Origin of the sequence: uncultured Roseobacter sp., from assembly GCF_947499265.1 — a bacterium.
In the GTDB taxonomy this organism is placed as follows: domain Bacteria; phylum Pseudomonadota; class Alphaproteobacteria; order Rhodobacterales; family Rhodobacteraceae; genus Roseobacter.
The window spans coordinates 263,930-281,432 of record NZ_CANMNK010000004.1 but is presented as its reverse complement, the minus strand read 5'-3'; the positions used below and the strand labels follow the sequence as shown (position 1 = coordinate 281,432).

Annotated in this window: 17 protein-coding genes; 5 read left to right on the top strand and 12 right to left on the bottom strand. The window is 58.7% G+C overall.

Going from position 1 to position 17,503, the window contains the following annotated elements; all coding sequences use genetic code 11:
* Positions 1-5: 5 nt before the first annotated feature.
* The gene (locus Q1A63_RS12305) at positions 6-1,595 is read left to right on the top strand and encodes a hypothetical protein (protein ID WP_298972298.1); all 1,590 of its coding nucleotides are present in this window, start codon (positions 6-8) and stop codon (positions 1,593-1,595) included.
* Positions 1,596-1,634: 39 nt separating this feature from the next.
* On the opposite strand, the gene Q1A63_RS12300 is transcribed toward Q1A63_RS12305, so the two are convergent.
* Positions 1,635-3,257, bottom strand: coding sequence for a glucan biosynthesis protein (locus tag Q1A63_RS12300; RefSeq protein ID WP_299631754.1), 1,623 nt, complete (start codon positions 3,255-3,257; stop codon positions 1,635-1,637).
* Between the two features lie 425 nt (positions 3,258-3,682).
* Positions 3,683-4,474, bottom strand: coding sequence for a crotonase/enoyl-CoA hydratase family protein (locus tag Q1A63_RS12295; protein WP_298972292.1), 792 nt, complete (start codon positions 4,472-4,474; stop codon positions 3,683-3,685).
* Positions 4,475-4,550: 76 nt separating this feature from the next.
* Between Q1A63_RS12295 and Q1A63_RS12290 the strand changes: the two genes are divergently transcribed.
* Positions 4,551-5,123 carry a TetR/AcrR family transcriptional regulator gene (locus Q1A63_RS12290; RefSeq protein ID WP_298972291.1) on the top strand — a complete coding sequence of 191 codons (573 nt, stop codon included), beginning with the start codon at positions 4,551-4,553 and terminating at the stop codon, positions 5,121-5,123.
* A gap of 248 nt (positions 5,124-5,371) precedes the next feature.
* Here the strand turns inward: Q1A63_RS12290 and ptsP are convergent, their stop codons facing one another.
* The 7 genes from ptsP to Q1A63_RS12255 all read right to left on the bottom strand — a co-directional run bounded on the left by ptsP (position 5,372) and on the right by Q1A63_RS12255 (position 12,139).
* Positions 5,372-7,615 (bottom strand): phosphoenolpyruvate--protein phosphotransferase, encoded by a 2,244-nt coding sequence (gene ptsP, locus Q1A63_RS12285; RefSeq protein WP_298972290.1) that lies wholly within the window; start codon positions 7,613-7,615, stop codon positions 5,372-5,374.
* 48 nt (positions 7,616-7,663) lie between these two features.
* Positions 7,664-8,902: an aspartate kinase gene (locus Q1A63_RS12280; RefSeq protein WP_298972289.1), complete on the bottom strand. Its 1,239-nt coding sequence runs from the start codon at positions 8,900-8,902 to the stop codon at positions 7,664-7,666.
* Positions 8,903-9,069: 167 nt separating this feature from the next.
* Positions 9,070-9,708 (bottom strand): SDR family NAD(P)-dependent oxidoreductase, encoded by a 639-nt coding sequence (locus Q1A63_RS12275; protein WP_299631750.1) that lies wholly within the window; start codon positions 9,706-9,708, stop codon positions 9,070-9,072.
* Positions 9,709-9,712: 4 nt separating this feature from the next.
* On the bottom strand, positions 9,713-10,138 hold the full coding sequence (locus Q1A63_RS12270; protein ID WP_299631748.1) for a DUF1178 family protein: 426 nt from the start codon (positions 10,136-10,138) through the stop codon (positions 9,713-9,715).
* Positions 10,139-10,203: 65 nt separating this feature from the next.
* Positions 10,204-10,674: an NUDIX hydrolase gene (locus Q1A63_RS12265; RefSeq protein ID WP_299631746.1), complete on the bottom strand. Its 471-nt coding sequence runs from the start codon at positions 10,672-10,674 to the stop codon at positions 10,204-10,206.
* Between the two features lie 150 nt (positions 10,675-10,824).
* Positions 10,825-11,586 (bottom strand): EcsC family protein, encoded by a 762-nt coding sequence (locus Q1A63_RS12260; RefSeq protein ID WP_299631744.1) that lies wholly within the window; start codon positions 11,584-11,586, stop codon positions 10,825-10,827.
* Between the two features lie 46 nt (positions 11,587-11,632).
* Positions 11,633-12,139 carry an N-acetyltransferase gene (locus Q1A63_RS12255; RefSeq protein WP_298972274.1) on the bottom strand — a complete coding sequence of 169 codons (507 nt, stop codon included), beginning with the start codon at positions 12,137-12,139 and terminating at the stop codon, positions 11,633-11,635.
* Between the two features lie 86 nt (positions 12,140-12,225).
* On the opposite strand from Q1A63_RS12255, the gene Q1A63_RS12250 reads away from it, so the two are divergent.
* Both Q1A63_RS12250 and Q1A63_RS12245 read left to right on the top strand, forming a co-directional pair.
* On the top strand, positions 12,226-12,831 hold the full coding sequence (locus tag Q1A63_RS12250; protein ID WP_298972273.1) for a flavin reductase family protein: 606 nt from the start codon (positions 12,226-12,228) through the stop codon (positions 12,829-12,831).
* A gap of 111 nt (positions 12,832-12,942) precedes the next feature.
* Positions 12,943-13,770, top strand: coding sequence for a GMP synthase (locus Q1A63_RS12245; protein WP_298972271.1), 828 nt, complete (start codon positions 12,943-12,945; stop codon positions 13,768-13,770).
* 132 nt (positions 13,771-13,902) lie between these two features.
* Here Q1A63_RS12245 and Q1A63_RS12240 read toward each other — a convergent pair whose 3' ends face one another.
* Positions 13,903-15,537, bottom strand: a complete 1,635-nt coding sequence (locus Q1A63_RS12240) for a SulP family inorganic anion transporter (RefSeq protein ID WP_298972270.1) — start codon at positions 15,535-15,537, stop codon at positions 13,903-13,905.
* A gap of 64 nt (positions 15,538-15,601) precedes the next feature.
* Positions 15,602-15,835: a hypothetical protein gene (locus Q1A63_RS12235; protein WP_298972268.1), complete on the bottom strand. Its 234-nt coding sequence runs from the start codon at positions 15,833-15,835 to the stop codon at positions 15,602-15,604.
* On the opposite strand from Q1A63_RS12235, the gene Q1A63_RS12230 reads away from it, so the two are divergent.
* Entirely contained in the window at positions 15,834-16,709 is an 876-nt protein-coding gene (locus Q1A63_RS12230; RefSeq protein WP_298972266.1) for an S-methyl-5'-thioadenosine phosphorylase, read from the top strand. The two genes, Q1A63_RS12235 and Q1A63_RS12230, sit on opposite strands and share 2 nt — an antisense overlap.
* 38 nt (positions 16,710-16,747) lie before the next feature.
* On the opposite strand, the gene Q1A63_RS12225 is transcribed toward Q1A63_RS12230, so the two are convergent.
* Complete coding sequence (locus tag Q1A63_RS12225) at positions 16,748-17,461, bottom strand: hypothetical protein (protein ID WP_298972263.1); 714 nt, start codon at positions 17,459-17,461, stop codon at positions 16,748-16,750.
* Between the last annotated feature and the right edge of the window lie 42 nt (positions 17,462-17,503).

Genomic DNA, 17,503 nt, shown 5'->3' with positions numbered 1-17,503 from the left:
CACAGGTGTCCAGGATAAGCGGTCTTTTCTCACCCATTGCGCTGGCCACGCTTGTGACCACGGTGATGTGCAGCGTTCTTTTGGTTCTGCCGGGAACGACCGCAACATCAATGTATTTCAACGACATTCTGATTTTCCTCGACGGTGCATATCGGGTGGTTCACGGTCAGGTGCCGAACCAGGATTTTCACACCGCTTTAGGGCCAATCAACTACTACATGCCTGGGTTTGGATACTGGCTGACCGGACGGCTCGGTATGGCGATGCCGGTCGGTATGGCCGCGCTGATGCTGGTGACAGCGCCGATCATGATCCATGTCTTGCGATCAAGGATGCGCCCGCTGATTGGTGTCCCGCTTGCCATCTTCTTCGTGCTCCTGCTCGCCACACCGATGAATACCGGCGAGATCCCTTCGAAGATCTCGTTTGCGATGTTCTACAACCGTATCGGCTGGGTCCTGCTGGGCATTCTGCTCGTCATGCACCTGCGGCCTGAGCGCGCGGTGCGGGGGCAAGGTTGGCTCGATGCCGCAGCGGCGGCCATACTGACGATGATGCTGACCTACACCAAGATGACCTACGGTGTGGTTGCCTTTAGCTTTCTGATCTTGGTGTTGCTGCAGCAGGCGCAGCGCCGCTGGGCTTTTGGCGCAATCGGCTTATGCGTCCTGATCGGGCTGGTGGTTGAGGCTTTCTGGGGCGGTACGCAGGCGTATATTACCGATTTGCTGGTCGCCACACAGGTCAGCGGTGTCATCGAGCCTGGCATTTACCTGCGCTCCTTTCTGGACACCTCCGGTGAATATGCGGTTTTTGTGCTGATCGCGGGTCTGGCACTCTGGCATCGACCACGCTTTACGGACTTTCTGTTCTACGGCTTTTGCGGGGCGGCGGGTTTTGCGCTGCTCAACCAGAATTTCCAGATCATCGGGATCGTCAGCATGCTGGTCGGGGCCGCTGTCGCAGCAGAGATACTTCTCCGCGATCAGCACCCCGCGCCATCGCGGAAGATGCAGACGGTCATCCAGGGCGTGCCCTTTGCCGTTATGGTGCTGCTTTTGCCCATCGCGCTGTCTTCGGCTGCCGCGATTGGCGTTCATACTGCAATTGCCACAACAAAGGCGGGCGTCGCGCTTGAAACGCCGAATGGCAAGGATTTGCGGATCGTCAACCTTCTCGACGAGTATCACTTCGACTTTTACAGCGACTATGTAGAGACCCTTGCCAGCGGATCGGCGCTGCTTGCCTCGCTCAATTCATCGGCGTCGCGGGTTCTCGTGATGGATTTCGTCAGCCCCTTCACGTCGCTTGCAGGATTGCCGCCGCCGGAGGGCGGCCCCGCCTGGATGCATTCTAATCGCAACTTTGATCTGGAGTTCCACCTGCCCGCTGAAGAGATGCTGGGCGGTGTTGATGTGGTCATGATCCCAACGCAACCTATTGCGGATGGGACGACCAAAAAGATGGAGCAGATCTACGGGCCCTACCTTGAGCGCCACTTCAGACTTACAAGGGTCAGCAAATTCTGGTCCCTCTACCAGCGCCGCGCGGCGCCAGGGGCAGATATGGGTCTGACCCGCCTCAACAGCAGCTAATTCAGGTACGACGCCGCGGCATCAAGGTGGACAGGCGGCTTAGCCCTCGCCACCACGCTCCACCCAGGCATCCGTCAGCCAGGTTTCAGTCAATGCGCGTTCCTTGTGTTGCAGGTAGGCGCGCAGACTGACGGGCTCAGGCCCCGTTTGTTCGAAATCGAACATCAGCCGCCAATGATCCGTTCCAACAACAGGATAGGCGTCAATCGGTTCGAGGATACGGCCATTCACGGCATCGATGACCGGAACCACCCCGCTGTCGCGATTAAGGCCATTCAGGGATGGCCCCTCAAAATCGACGACCATCTTCGCGACGCCTTCGGGCAGCGGATCACCCGGCACGCCGCCCTCCCCCTGACGCGTGGCGATGACACGGGCCACCCCATCAGGCAGTGGGTCGGTTTCGCGCCATTCGATCTCGTAGTCGAAATGGAAAGCCGCGCCCTTTTCCGTTGTGCCGTCCGGCACCCAATATGCGACGACGTTGTCAAAGGTTTCGTCACCTGTCGGGATCAGAACGAGCTGTACTTGCCCGGGTCCCCAATCGCCGATCGGTCTGATCCAGGCGGAGGGGCGGCGATTGTAGAAAACGCCGTCGTCCTGATAGTTTTCGAAAGTACGGTCGCGCTGGATCAGCCCGAACCCGGCGGGGTTTTCGTCCATGAAACTCGATGTCGTCACGCTTTCAGGATTGCTCAGCGGGCGCCAAATCCGCTCGCCGTTTCCTGTCGCCATGGCGAGGCCATCGCTGTCGTGGATTTCGGGGCGCCAATCGTCACCTCCGGCGCGATCGCGCTCCGAATACCAATACATGCTGGTGAGCGGCGCCACGCCCAGGCGTTCGATCCCCTCCCGCAGGAAGAGATGGGCGGATATGCGTGTCAGATGCCCGCCAAACGCCGCATTGCGGACCAGACCGAACCGGTAGGCACCGGTGATCGAGGGGCCATCCAGCTCTGCCCAGACCGAGAGCTCTTCATTCTCGGCTTCGGGCGGGCCGAGCCAGAACGCGGTGAACCGGGGAAACTCCTCCGGCATGTCCAGCCCGGTATTGACGGCGATGCCGCGCGTTGACAGCCCATACTGCGCCTCAGGCCCATCCGTGCGGAAGTAGGAGGCGCCCAGAAACGATATCCAATCGGGCTCAAGACCCGGCCGCATGATCCTGAAACCGGCAAAGCCGAACCCTTCGGGCAGATCACGCGCGGGGTTGTCCTCCGGCATCGAGAAAAACTCGGGGCCAAACGGCACCTCATGCGCGGTGCCTGCCTGGTCACGAATGAGGATCTTAACAGGTTCGGGGAAGTAGCGGCCCGGGTGGAAAAACTGCACAGGCGCTCTGTTTCTCCCGACATAAAGCGTTGCATCTTCACGAAACTGGATCTGCCAGTGCGCGCTGTAGTCCAGCTTCTCGATAAGGTCGGGCGCGGGGATGGTGGCTGGCTGAAATGGTTGAGTGGCCGCGTTGCGAGCCTTTTCGATGAGCCCCTCGAAGGTCATGGGCGCCGCAGGTGTGGTGCGGGACCTGGCACAGTCCCAAAGACCCAAAGCCAGAAACGCCGCCGATCCGACAAGGACGGCGCGGCGCGATGGTTTCGGGAACACAGTCTGTCGTCCTGTGCTATGGTTTTCCAAGGCGTTGGATGATGTATGGTCGGTCATTTTCATGTAGGGGCCTCACCGGGCTGGGGTGAAATGCTGTTGATTGGATGTATAGGCCGCTGTGGGGTTTGATCAATTTGCCCCTGCCGGGACCGGCGCAACTTTGCCGAAATTGCAATATGACGCCGATGCAAAGCCGTAAGGCATCCACGATGGGACGCAGGCCCTCAGCATAGGCGGCCGCAAGTGCATCCTGCATATGCCAAAGGCCGGGGATCGTTGCGGGTGATGAGGTCGTCCGTTCTTTGACTGACCAGTTTGCGGCGCCCAGAAGATCAATGCACTCGCCAAGATCGGTCGCGGGAGCCTGCCCTCTTTCCACCTTTGCCGCAAACATTTCTCTGATACCTTCCACGAAGGTTCTGACGCTTGCTTCTTGGCGTCGCTGCCTTTCTTCATCAGACCTCACGTCGCGCGAGTATCCGCTATGCTCCCGTGTATTGCGGTGCCCGCCGGTTGATCCACGCACTCAAACCTTCATGAACATCATCGGTCGCAGCCATTCTGGCAAACTGTTCGCGCTCGATGAGCAGCCCTTCGTCGATTGTCGTGTTGATCCCTCTGGTCACGGCGGTGATGATCCGCGACGCGGCGAGGGGTGAGTGACGGATAATACGTTCTGCCAGATCAAACGCGGTTGGCAGCAGCTTGTCATGCTGAACCACTTTGTTCACCAGCCCCATCTCATACGCCCTTTGGGGGGAGAAGGTGTCTCCGGTCAGAAGCAGCTCCAGCGCGCGCTTTCGCCCCGCCAAACGCGGCAACCGCTGCGTTCCGCCAAATGTTGGCGGTATCCCGATGTTTATCTCTGGCTTTGCAAAAAGGGCTTCTTCGCTTGCCACGGCCAGATGAACGGCCTCTGTGATCTCGCATCCACCTCCGAAAGCAATTCCGTTGACGGCGGCGATAATGGGTTTGGGAAAGGTTTCCAGTCGGGCGGTCATGGTCTGCCCCCTTTTGCAGAAATCCCTGACGGCGACGTCGATCCCCGCTTTGACACTTTCGGTAAACTCGTAAATGTCCCCACCCGCCGAAAACGCACGCTCGCCTGCACCGGTAAGGACAACCGCGCGTATGGACGGGTCGGTTTCTATTGATTCAAGCAACGCGAGTAATTGGTCGTTTGTTGCGTAATTGAGCGCGTTCAGTTTCTCGGGCCGGTTCAGGGTGAGAAGGGCAATCGCCCCTTTTTTGTCATATGTTATTAGCTCAGGCATGAGGATCTCCGTTGGATTTCGAGAATCCTACCGAGATTTGAATTTGACGTATACTCACTGAGTAGTATACATAGGTATGGCCTCAGAAACCCCCTCCGCAAAAGACCGTATCCTGGATGCGGCGAACCGGCTGTTTTATAGCGAGGGCATTCGTGCTGTGAGCGTGGATGCCATTGCCGCAAGAGCTGGTATCACGAAGAAGACGCTTTACTATCATTTCAAGAGCAAGGACGATCTGATTGCGGCCTATCTGGCGTCGCGCGACCAGCCTAATCTGGCACTCTTCAGAAAGTGGTTTGACGAGGCAGAGGGGGAGCTTGCGGACAAGGTTGAGGCGATTTTCCTGAACCTGGCGCAATCTGCTCATCATCCCAAATGGAAAGGCTGCGGCTTTTTGCGAACGGCGGCCGAGTTGGCAAACATGCCGGGCCACCCAGCCATGAAAGTCGGGGCTGCGCACAAAAAAAACTTCGAAGCTTGGCTTTACGAAGAATTCCGGGCTCGAAACTCGGATAACCCGCACGAGCTGTCCAGGCATGTCGTTCTGCTCATGGACGGGGCGTTTTCCACTGTGCTCGTTCATCACGACCCCGATTATATCGTTTCTGCCGGGCGCGCGGCCAGAACCATGGTTGCGAATGCCTCATGATGACCTCGTGGTCCGAGAACAAAAATACCGTGAAGCAATCATTCGAGTTCTCGCAGTGCAAACCCGGGTTTTCATCAATCACTCGGATCGTGGTGAGAGACAGCTTTGAGGACTCTGCGTCGGACGCCGGGGCCCCCTACGCATGGCAGTTGTTGCGGCGCAGATTGAAAACCACGAGCGAAGCCAAGCGTCTCCTCCGATCCGGTCAAGTCTAAAGCCGGATAATCGCTACCCGAATGTCGCAGGCCCTACCCCTGATTGCGCAGCCACTCCATCACCGAAGGGCGCACCGACATCTCACCCCGATGCCGCGCATCAGAAATGACCTTGCGCACCTCCTGCAGGTTGCTGCGCCTTAGCAGGCTTTTGACCGGCCCGATGGAAGCAGGGCGCATCGACAAGCTGCGCAAACCAACAGCGGCAAGGCACATGGCTTCGACCGGACGCCCGGCATCTTCACCGCAAAATGAGACAGGCGTATTGGTGAGCGCACAGCGTTCGACGATCCCCTCGATGAAGCTCAGGAAGGAGACGTTCAGCGTATCATAGCGACGTCGCACACGCTCGTTTTCACGGTCAGCGGCAAAGAAGAACTGCTTGAGGTCATTGCCACCAATCGAGAGGAAATCAACTTCCTCAAAGAACTTGATCGGCGCAAAGGCAAGGCTCGGCGTTTCCAGCATCGCCCCGACCTCAATGGATTCCGGCAGGACATGACCCAGACGCGCTTCCGCCGCGAGGGTCTTTTCCATCAGTTTGCGCGCTGCGCGATATTCTTCGAATTGCGCTACAAAAGGGAACATCACGGTCAAAGGCCGCCCGTCTGCGGCCCGGATCAGCGCCTGCAATTGCATCCGCATGATGCCCGGTTTATCGAGCCCCACACGGATTGCACGCCAGCCCAAGGCCGGGTTTGGCTCATCGTTGGGCTTCATATAGGGCAGCACTTTGTCGGAACCGATGTCCAAGGTTCGGAACACCACACGCTTGCCCCGCGCGGCGTCCAGCACCCGTGCATAGAGCGCCACCAGTTCAGCACGCCGTGGCATCTGATTACGCACCAGAAACTGCAGTTCGGTCCGGAAAAGGCCAACGCCTTCGGCCCCCGAGTTAGGTAATGACGGCAAATCCGCCATCAAACCTGCGTTCATGTGCAAAGAGACGACGGCACCGTCCAGCGTTTCCGCGCGCTTGTCGCGGATGGAGGCATACCGTTCCTGCGCAGCAGCCAACATGGCGATCTTGTCGCGAAACGCGGTGACCACGGTATCATCCGGGCGCAGATGCACGATGCCCTGCTCACCATCGACCATGATGTGATCACCATTCAGCGCTTCGGTGGTCACCCGGCTCGCATGAACTACCAAAGGAATGGCCAGGGCGCGGGCCACAATGGCGGCATGGCTGCCGACGGAGCCTTCTTCGAGCACGATGCCCTTGAGCGACCGCCCGTATTCCAAAAGCTCCGCAGGACCGATGTTGCGCGCAATCAGGATCGGATCGGCCGGCATTTCCGCACCTGTATCCGCCCCCTGCCCGGTCAGAATGCGCAGCAACCGGTTGCTGAGGTCATCAAGGTCGCTCAAACGCTCCCGCAGGTAATTATCGGTGACCTGACCGATGCGGGCCCGAGCCAGCGATTGTTCTTTTTCCACGGCCGCTTCGGCGGACAGGCCATTCGCGATGTCTTCCTCCATGCGCCGCATCCAGCCCTTGGAGTTGGCAAACATGCGGTAGGCTTCCAGAACCTGCTGCTGATCCTTGTCATGGCTACCAGCGATTTCCAGCATCTTGTCGACACCGACGCGCAGATCTTCCACACCCTCACGCAGGCGCTCCAACTCCCGCTGCGGATCATCCGCGATCGGGTTCGTGACCACCACCCGCGGTTCATGCAGCCAGACATGCCCTTCAGCGGCACCTTCTTGCCCGACCGTGCCGCGGAACATTGCGGGTTGCGAATGCCGCGCAGACATCGCAGCCCCTTCACCGACAAAGGCGCCCAGTTCCGTCATTTCCGCCAGAACCATCGCCACGACTTCCAGCGCATAGACCTCATCCAGCAGGAACTCGCGGGCGTTTCTGGATTGCACCACCAATACGCCCAGCGCTTCGCCCAATCGCTGCACCGGCACGCCCAGAAAGCTGGAATAGACCTCTTCGCCGGTCTCCGGCATATACCGAAAGCCCTTGGTCTGCGGCGCATCCGCCGTATTCACGACCTGACGCCTGCGCGCCACCATGCCCACAAGGCCCTCGCCGAGCTTCATCCGGGTCTGGTGCACCGCATCCTGATTGAGACCTTCCGTCGCACAAAGCTCCAGGGTGTCTTCGTCGCGGAACAGATAGATCGAACAGACCTCACAGCCCATGCTGTCGGCGATCAAATTGGTAATCCTGTTCAGACGTGCCTGTCCTTCGACATCGCCCGCCATCGCGTCTCGCAGCCGCCCTAGCAGCTTCCGCGAGCCGGTCTCAAGACGTTCAGCCACGCGTGCGATCCTCCCAAATCAGCCAGTTATCCGCACATGCTGTGCCGCTCAGGCCGCTTTTTCCAGCTCGAAGGCATCATGCAGTGCCTGCACAGCAAGTTCCATGTATTTCCGGTCGATCAGAACAGAAATCTTGATCTCCGACGTGGTAATGACCTTGATGTTGATGCCTTCAGCACTCAGTACCTGGAACATCTTTGCGGCAACCCCCGTGTGGCTGCGCATGCCAATGCCCACCACGGAAATCTTTGCCACATCGGTGTCGGCAATCACCTCATGGTAATTGATGATGCCCTCAGCCTTGGCGTCCGCGACAGCCTTTTGCGCCCGTGCCACCTGATCGGTGGGGCAGGACCAGGTCATATCGGTGCGCCCTTCCTCGGAGATGTTCTGCACGATCATATCGACATTTACCCCGCCTTCGCTCAACGCGGTAAAGATGCTTGCCGCGATCCCGGGACGGTCCGCGACACTCACAAGGGTCATCTTGGCCTCATCGCGTGAAAAGGCCACACCGGCCACAACATTGCTTTCCATGATTTCCTCCTCATCGCAGACCAATGTGCCAGCGTCATCTGATTGCTCTTCGAAACTGCTCAGAACGCGCAGCTTCACCTTGTAGCGCATGGCCAGCTCAACCGACCGTGTCTGCAGCACCTTTGCCCCCAGCGAGGCCAGCTCCAGCATCTCCTCAAAGGCGATCTTGTCGAGTTTACGCGCCTTTGCCGAGACCCGCGGATCGGTGGTATAAACCCCGTCCACATCCGTATAAATGTCACAACGCTCCGCTTCAAAAGCCGCGGCAAAGGCCACCGCCGTGGTGTCGGAGCCGCCCCGCCCAAGCGTGGTGATCCGTCCTTCCGGGCTGACCCCCTGAAAACCTGACACCACCGCCACGCGCATGCCTTCCGCAAATTTGGTCATGATATTTTCGGGCGGGATCTCCTCGATCCGCGCCGCGGAATGCGCCGAGGTCGTTTTGACCGGCACCTGCCAGCCCTGCCAGCTGCGCGCGGGTACATCCATCTCCTGCAGCGTCAGCGCCATCAGGCCCGCGGTCACATTCTCACCGGAGGAGACCACCGCATCGTATTCCCGCGCATCATAAAGCGGAGAGGTTTCCCCCACCCAGCCCACCAGCTCATTGGTTTTGCCGGACATGGCGGAGACGATAACGATGACATCGTAGCCTTTGGCGACCTCGACACCTACACGTTTCGCTGCCCGCCGAATGCGGTCCAGCGTGGCCACCGAGGTGCCACCGAATTTCATCACCAAAACAGGCATGATGCGCCCCTTGTATCGATCGCGGCGGGTTTACGCGCTGATGCGCCGACACACAAGGCACCCCGAACACTTATGATACGCCTTCGGGATCGAACACGCGCCATCCAGCTGCGGGACGCAGCTGACAGCATCATGTGGCGGCGCCAGCCGCCTCCTTTGGATCAAGATCAATAGGCGTGGGGACGCCCGTCCCAGGTTTCAAAGACACCCGTACGCGCAAGATCAAGCCCGTCAAACCGGGCCATGAGCCCATCAACGGCCTCGTCCACGGTGATTTCCGCCGAAGCGGTTCCCATATCCGTTTTCACCCATCCCGGATGATAAATACCCACAGCGATACCTTCGGATTTCAAATCCGTCGCCAGATTACGGCCAAGGTTCAGCGCTGCCGCCTTGGAAGCACGATAAATATAGCTGCCGCCCGGGGCGCGCTCGGATGATCCCATTTGCGACGAAATGACCGCAATCTTCGGGGTCTCTGCCCCGAGCAGATTGGGCAACAGCGCCTGCACAGTCAGGAAAACGCCCGTCACGTTGACGGCGAAACTCTGCGCCCACTGATCAGCAGGAAATCCGCCTTCCAAACCCTCGTCCTTGTCGAGGTAAACACCGGCGTTGCACACGAGCAAATCAACCGCGCGTCCCTGCAGACCCGCCGCAAACGCCGCGTGGCTTGCCGGATCAGTGACCTCAAGCGCATGCGCCCCGGTGCGGGTTGTTCCGATCACATCCTCGCCGCGCGCAGCATAGGCGGCAGCCAGCCCCGCCCCAATGCCGCGGCTGGCCCCGGTTATCACAACAGTCATGCGGTCAGTTCGCCTTTCGGTTCGGTAAAAACGGCAATGGCGCCACCGGCACCCCGTCCTCAATCAATGCCTTGGCTTCTGCACCATTGGCTTCCCCGTAGATCGCACGCTCCGGCGTCGTACCCAGATACATTGAGCGTGCTTCCTCGGCAAAACGCGGTCCGACATAGTCTGCATTTTCCTCGACGTGGCGGCGCAGTTCGGTCAGTGCCTTTTCCTGATCCGTCTCGACCTTCTGCAGCGGTTTGTCGGCCTTTTCCTCTGACACTGTGGCCACCCGCGGTGCCATGATCGCCTTGCTGACATCGCTGCTGCCGCAGACCGCGCACGACAAATGGCCGCCCGACTTCAGCGCATCAAACGCTGCAGCCGATTGAAACCAGCTGTCAAATGCGTGCTCCTTGTCACATTTAAGCGCATATTGGATCATCCGGCGCAAAATACTCCGTAAGTCTTTACCTTCCCTTTACGAAATGGGGCGCTTTTGCTGTGGCGTCAAGGATTTCCGGTGGCTGTGCGCGGGTCGAAGTCGCGCAAAATGCTCGCCAATTCAGGCTCTTCCACCAAACGCGCGGCTTTTTTCCGGCTCATCCAGCTGCGCTTTCGCTGCCCTGCTTCGGGGAATTCATCCGCCAAATGCTCGACGTCCACCGCGTAAACCATGGCCAGACAGGGCAGCGCGCCCAGATCATCCGCGTCCTTGCTGAAGGAATAAATACCCAGGCAACGCCCATCCGATTTGCCACGCACGCCCGCCTCTTCCCAGGCCTCCTGCATCGCTGATTCCGTCGGCGTGCGCCCGTCCATCGGCCAACCTTTTGGTACAATCCAACGCTGCGTACCGCGCGAGGTGATCATCAGAACCTGTATCTTGCCCTTCCTGACCCGGTAGCACAAAGCTGCAAATTGTGTGCGCACGTCCCGTTTCCGGGCACCAGAGAGCGATATGGGCAATTGTTTAATCATACGCGGGGCAAGCCGACAAATAAGAGCAGGGAACGGAGTGATTGCCTTTTAGGTAAAATATGCCCGAATCGCACTGTCTTGCCAACAATCTATGGTCCTCAGATTGAAAATACCCACAGGATATTGTGATTTCACTTTTTCTGTAGGTAGTTAGCGCACCGCGCGTGATTGCATCCGGGCCCGTAGTTGTGCGGCCAGGGTTTCCACCGGCACATCCGCGTCAATGCCGAGCTTGCGCAGGCCAAAATGCACATGCGCCATTTCCTGGTAATAATTGGTATAGGCATAGTTGGTCGCGGCTCCGGCAACCGCCCCCAGCACCGGCACGGTTTGGGCGGCGAGCTTCTGTCCCAGGACCGTGGCCAGACGGGGCGCGACACGCGCAATGATCCCTTGTAAAGCGGCTCCCGTAAGGGTCACACGCGCCGACAAAAAGCCGAGATCCGCACCATCATCATCTGCGAGGGGTCCGGCCGAGGCAAAGACCTCAATGCAATCAAATTGCACGCTTTCAGAGTTCGGATCGAAATCATATTCCACAGCCACGCCCTGAATGATCCGCAGCAAAAGCGTGGTTGTCACAGGCAGTTCCGCCAGCGCCGTGGGCAGCCCTCCAACGCCACCAACCGCGCCCATCGCAGCCCCAACGGTCGTATTGAGCCAGCTTTTCTGGTCGGGCACGACATCGCGGCTGGATTGTGCCGCCTTCAGGGCCTGTTCCAATGCCCGGCGTGTCGCATCCTGAAGCCCGGACTGCGCCGCCTGGGGGAGCCTGTCCAGAAGACCTTCGGCACGCCCGCCAATGACGTTCAGCAGATTAATTGCCCCGCCCCCCGCGCGCCGATAGCGCTCTGCAAGCGCATCGAGCTCCGCCTCGACATCAATCAACACCACGTTTGAAATATCTTCCATGATCATGCCCCTTTACCTGACAAAGTGGGGGCCAATCGTACGGATTTCAATCTGACAATGCGCGTCCGCCGGCCCAGCGGGTAACGTCTCCGGCGATCCCCTCCCAGGCGGAAGGGGTCAGCGCATGGCCCAAAACCCTGTCTGGATTGGTGGGTGGGGGCATCACGACGCCGCTCAATTTTTCAAACCCAAAACGCGCGTAATAAGGCGCATCGCCAACCAGCATGACCCGGTCCCATTGTCGTGCAGCGGCCCGCGCCATCGCATGCTGGATCAATTGGGCCGCCAACCCCTCCCCCTGCCGGGTCGGGTGCACCGCCACCGGACCAAGCAATAACGCGTCCGCCTGACCGACTGAGACCGGCCAGAACCTGATCGCCCCCGCAAGGATACCGTGAGGGTCACGCGCCACCTGATTGAGCGCTGCAACCGAGGGCACATCATCCCGCAACCGATAGGAAGACAAGGCCTCCCGCCCCGGCGCAAAACAAAGATCAAACAGCGCCTCGACCTCATGCACGTCGCGCGCAGTTTCCAGTTTTAATTCATACACGGCGGCTGCGCGGCCCCAGCTTGGGTTTCAGGTGGCTCGGCCCTAGCACATGCGCTACACCCGCTGCAAATACTCAGGAGTTTGCAATGTTCTACCGCCCTCAGGATGGCCACGGTCTGCCCCATAATCCCTTTAATGCCATCGTCGCCCCTCGCCCAATCGGGTGGATTTCCAGCAGAGACGTGCAGGGCCGTAACAATCTCGCGCCCTATTCTTTCTTCAATGCGGTGGCCTACACGCCGCCGCAGGTGATGTTCGCCTCAACCAGCGCCAAGGAAGACCAGGGCGACACCAAGGATTCCGTGGCCAACATCCGTGAAACCGGTGCTTTCTGCGTCAACATCGTGGAATACGCGATGCGGGATGTGATGAATATTTCATCCGGGATGCTGCCCAAGGACGTGGATGAATTTACGGCTGCGGGCATCACCGCTACTGAATGCAACGAAATTGATTGTGCCCGTGTCGCAGACGCGCCCGCCGCGCTGGAATGCCGTATGACCCAGATTGTCGCGGTGAAGGGTGAGAGCAACTTTGTCGTCTTTGGCGAAGTTGTTGGCGTGCACCTGCGCGACGACACTTTGGTAGAGGGTCGTTTTGACATTCGCACCTATCAGCCCCTGAGCCGCCTCGGCTACCGCGATTACACCCGCGTCACCGAGGTTTTTGAACTTGCGCGTCCGGACGAATAGCCCGCGCCCAATTTGCTGGCGCAACGGGCCTACAACCTGTGCTAGACTGCCCGCCACGCGGGTGTGAAATTGGTATTGTGACCTCCCGCGACTTATTTTGCGGAGGACATTATGACGAATTTCAACCATTCCATCATTCGGGCGGCGGTATGGAACCTGGCGGGGTTTTCCCGACCTGGTCAACCCGTGGGCATTTCGGCCCGCTCGAAAAAGGCAGAACGGCAAGCCGAAGGGCTGGCGCTTCTGGACGCAGAATTCGTCACCCTGGTCGAAGTCTCCCCGGCCAACTACATCGAAACGCTGGTTGAGAAACTGAATAAATACGGGGTCGAATACAACCACACCATACTGCCACAGCAGAGCGGCAATATTCACATCGGCTTTCTGCACAAACCGGGCATAGAGGTGACAAATCCGCGGTTCATCCCCGGATCAGAAGGCGATTATTCCGGTGGTCGCCAGGCCTTTGCGGTGGACATAAAGATCGCAAAGCTCAAGGCCATCGTCATCGGCGTGCACCTGAAGTCGGGGCGCGACAGGCAGGAGCAGAAAATGCGCGACAGCCAATGCAAAGTGATTGGCGAGTATATCGAACAAATCCACCAAACGCCGGGGTTGAAGCGCCGCGCGATCTTCCTGATGGGGGATTTCAACATGATCCCGGGGCAGGATGTATCCAATTTTCACCACTTGGGTGGTGATGATGCCATGGACTTTGTCTCCTCATGGGATTTGCAGGACCGCTTTTCGCATATACTTGAGAAAGGTCGCGCCAACCTGCTCGACGGCTTCGCGGTCAGCCGCAACTTCTCAACCGATTACATCAAGGGTAGCCTGAGGTTGTTTCCCATGCATTGGACCATGGACATGGGCCGCGAAGCTTTCCGCAAAGGGGTCTCGGACCACCTGCCCTTTGTCGCCAGCTTCAAAATATACTGACCAAATCGCTCACGCCGAGGCGACGCAAGACCCAAAACGCCCGCTCAACCGGTTACACGCTGCCTCCCCGGACATCGCAAATGGGACGGCGGGTGGGGCGCCTTGGCCGCAGGCCAATAGCGCCATCCGGCGTCAGTGCCCGCCCAGAATCCCGGTCCGCACCGAATAATCTACCGCAAGCGCGTAATCCGGGTCATCGTCACTGTCGATCATCAGCTGTCCGGCTTTCAGCAGCAGGCTGTGACAATCCCGGCTCAAATGCCGCAGCATCACCGTTTTCCCTGCCTCTTCATATTTTGCGGCAAGGGCTTCAATAGCCTGCAGCGCCGACTGATCGACCACGCGGCTTTCAGCAAAATCAACGATCACCGTGTCAGGATCACCCTCCACGTCAAAAAGCTCCATGAACCCATCTGACGACCCAAAGAACAACGGTCCGTTGATCTCATAGACCTTCGCCCCTTTTTCAGTGTGCGACTCGCGCGTTGTCGCGTGAATGCGCGTCGCATTGTTCCAGGCATAGGCCAGGGCGCTGACGATCACGCCCACAACCACGGCAACCGCAAGGTCCTCCATCACGGTCACAACCGTCACCAGCAGGATCACAAAAGCATCCGTAAAGGGCACCTTGCGCAGGATTGTCAGACTGTTCCAGGCGAAGGTCCCGATCACCACCATGAACATCACGCCCACAAGGGCCGCCAATGGGATCAACTCAATGACCGACGATCCCACAAGAATAAAGAGCAGCAAGAACACCGCCGCGGCGATCCCCGCCACCCGCGTCCGACCGCCGGATTTCACATTGATCATCGACTGACCGATCATCGCACAACCGCCCATGCCGCCAAAGAAACCTGTCACCGTGTTGGCCACGCCCTGCGCAATACACTCCTGTGACGCCCCGCCGCGCTGGTTGGTCATGTCGCCGACAAGGTTCAGCGTCAGCAGGCTCTCAATCAGGCCAATTGCCGCCAGAATGACCGCATAGGGCAGGATAATCTCAAAGGTTTCCCAATTCAGCGGTACCATCGGAATATGCAACGCTGGCAAACCGCCCTCGATCGAGGCCAGATCACCCACTCGCGGCACATCCAGGCCAAAGCCGATCACGACCGCGGCCACGATACCAATGCCCGCCAGCGGTGCCGGAACGGCGCGTGTGATCCGCGGCATTACCCAGATGATCGCCATGGTTGCGGCCACCAGCGTCAGCATCAGAAACAGCGGCTGCCCGCTCAGCCATTCGCCCCCACCCATGCCATGGCCGGTATCGACCATCGTGCCGGGCACCTTGAACTGGCTCAGTTGTGCGAGGAAAATCACGATCGCCAGACCATTCACAAATCCCAGCATCACCGGATGCGGCACCAGCCGGATGAACTTGCCCCACTGCATCACGCCCGCAAAGACCTGCAAAAGCCCCATCAAGACCACCGTCGCAAAGAGATATTCGACCCCATGCTGCGCTACCAGCGCCACCATGACCACAGCCAAGGCCCCGGTTGCACCGGAGATCATGCCAGGACGCCCGCCGATCAGCGCGGTGATCAAGCCCACCAGAAACGCCGCATAAAGCCCGACCAGCGGATGCACCCCGGCGACGAAGGCAAAAGCGACCGCTTCGGGCACCAGCGCCAGGGCAACGGTCAGCCCCGAGAGCAGCTCAATACGCAGACGGCCAAGTGAAAACCCATCCTCGGGCATCCAGCGCAAATCAGTGATTGCAAGGTTTTTTGTAAAGCTGCTGAACGTTGTCCGCGCCATTCTCAATATCCTAAACTCTGTTCAGAGGGCGGGCCGACCCTTGTCTGGCCCGTTTGCGCGTTGCCTAGACGGTTTCCAACAGAATGAAAACCCCGGGCAGGCTTTCCCAGATCATGGTAAAGATTTGATAAAGATACCTGTGCCGCGCGGACGCCGCGTCAAGAAATTCACAAACACGGTCCTGCAGACTGATCACAGGATTGCGCACAAATCCACGCTTTTTCCACCCCGACGACCGGTTGATTTCTCCGGGCAATCTCGCCACGATCCGCAAAACACAAACAATGGAGCCGTTCATGACCGCACCCAAAATCGCCGTGATTGGCGGCTCTGGCATCTATGACATCGACGGGCTGGAAAACGCCAGTTGGACAACCGTGGACACGCCATGGGGCGCGCCTTCCGATGCCATTCTGACCGGGGTATTGGACGGCACCGAGATGGCCTTTCTGCCCCGGCACGGGCGCGGCCATGTGCACAGCCCCACCACGGTGCCCTACCGGGCAAATATCGACGCGCTAAAACGGCTGGGCTGCACCGATGTGATCTCCGTTTCCGCCTGCGGCTCCTTTCGCGAGGAAATGGCACCGGGTGATTTTGTGCTTGTGGATCAATTCATTGACCGGACCTTTGCACGCGAAAAATCGTTCTTTGGCACCGGCTGCGTGGCACATGTCTCGGTGGCGCACCCCACCTGCCCGCGCTTGACAGAAGCCTGCGAGAGCGCCGCAAAGGATGCTGGCATCACAGTCCACAAGGGCGGCACCTATCTGGCCATGGAAGGGCCGCAATTCTCCACTCTGGCGGAGTCGAAGATGTACCGCGAAAGCTGGGGGGCCGATGTGATCGGGATGACCAATATGCCCGAAGCCAAACTCGCCCGCGAGGCCGAGCTTTGCTACGCCTCCGTGGCCATGATCACCGACTATGACAGCTGGCACCCCGACCATGGTGAGGTTGATGTCACACAGATCATCGCGACCTTGATGGGAAATGCCGACAAGGGACGCGATCTGGTGCGCCGCCTGCCTGCCCTGTTGGGACAGGAGCGTCTGCCCTGCCCGCATGGGTGTGACCGGGCTCTTGAACACGCCATCCTGACCGCGCCGGAAGCGCGCGACCCTGCAGTGATGGCAAAACTGGATGCTGTTGCAAAAAGAATACTGGCGTAGGGGGTCATGCCTACGCCAGTCAAAAGCTCACACACATATCAGTTGATCTTTACAATATTCCAATCGACTTTCATGCGGGTGAATGCATCCGCGTGAACAATGTCCCGCAAGGTCTTGGGTTGTGGACATTCCGTGCAGGTGCCCGGATCGATCATCAGGGGGTTTGCAAAACGCACCCATCTCGATTCACTTTCCGCATCCCGCACTTCGTAGATCGAGTCCACCACGAAAGGCGTCAAGGTGATGTTTGCGGCCACCGCGACAACGGTCTGCAAACAGGCCGGATCCATCGGCGCATTCACCGCAGGGCGGTGCGTTTTGGAATAGACCCATTCACGCTCGGGCGATTCCACTTTTGCAAAGCCGGTGATCTTTTCGCCAACCCATTCGCTGACTGACGCCATCGTCTTATTGACCCGCGTTCCCAGAACATTATGCGCGGACAATTTGTCTTCGACAGCCACGAAATTCGTTGAGAATTGCTGCAGGGAACACACCTTACTCTCAACAAAATCATTGATCTCGTGGTTGAACACATAGACATCGCCGGGATTGGGATTGCTGACGCGGTTGGCCTGCACGATCAGTCGCGCATATCCAATGTCATCCTCATCCGCATCCAAAACAAGCGTTTCCACAACGTTGAAGGCCAAAACAACCCCGACCATGCTGGCAATCGTCCAGAACTTGTAATCAAACTTCCAGCGTTTTTTGGGCTTTTCCTCAGTGGTTTCCGTGCTGACATCGGTCATTGGGGGCAACACAGGTTACTACCGCAGTTGTAGTATCCCTCC

Excerpts from the sequence above, each read along its gene's own strand:
- Q1A63_RS12230 (WP_298972266.1), top strand. The coding sequence starts at position 15,834 with ATGACCGCACCCAAAATCGCCGTGATTGGCGGCTCTGGCATCTATGAC.
- Q1A63_RS12275 (WP_299631750.1), bottom strand. The coding sequence starts at position 9,708 with ATGACTGTTGTGATAACCGGGGCCAGCCGCGGCATTGGGGCGGGGCTG.
- Q1A63_RS12290 (WP_298972291.1), top strand. The coding sequence starts at position 4,551 with ATGGCCTCAGAAACCCCCTCCGCAAAAGACCGTATCCTGGATGCGGCG.
- Q1A63_RS12250 (WP_298972273.1), top strand. The coding sequence starts at position 12,226 with ATGTTCTACCGCCCTCAGGATGGCCACGGTCTGCCCCATAATCCCTTT.
- Q1A63_RS12280 (WP_298972289.1), bottom strand. The coding sequence starts at position 8,902 with ATGCCTGTTTTGGTGATGAAATTCGGTGGCACCTCGGTGGCCACGCTG.
- Q1A63_RS12295 (WP_298972292.1), bottom strand. The coding sequence starts at position 4,474 with ATGCCTGAGCTAATAACATATGACAAAAAAGGGGCGATTGCCCTTCTC.
- Q1A63_RS12240 (WP_298972270.1), bottom strand. The coding sequence starts at position 15,537 with ATGGCGCGGACAACGTTCAGCAGCTTTACAAAAAACCTTGCAATCACT.
- Q1A63_RS12265 (WP_299631746.1), bottom strand. The coding sequence starts at position 10,674 with ATGATTAAACAATTGCCCATATCGCTCTCTGGTGCCCGGAAACGGGAC.
- Q1A63_RS12235 (WP_298972268.1), bottom strand. The coding sequence starts at position 15,835 with ATGAACGGCTCCATTGTTTGTGTTTTGCGGATCGTGGCGAGATTGCCC.
- Q1A63_RS12270 (WP_299631748.1), bottom strand. The coding sequence starts at position 10,138 with ATGATCCAATATGCGCTTAAATGTGACAAGGAGCACGCATTTGACAGC.
- Q1A63_RS12260 (WP_299631744.1), bottom strand. The coding sequence starts at position 11,586 with ATGGAAGATATTTCAAACGTGGTGTTGATTGATGTCGAGGCGGAGCTC.
- Q1A63_RS12245 (WP_298972271.1), top strand. The coding sequence starts at position 12,943 with ATGACGAATTTCAACCATTCCATCATTCGGGCGGCGGTATGGAACCTG.
- Q1A63_RS12225 (WP_298972263.1), bottom strand. The coding sequence starts at position 17,461 with ATGACCGATGTCAGCACGGAAACCACTGAGGAAAAGCCCAAAAAACGC.
- Q1A63_RS12300 (WP_299631754.1), bottom strand. The coding sequence starts at position 3,257 with ATGACCGACCATACATCATCCAACGCCTTGGAAAACCATAGCACAGGA.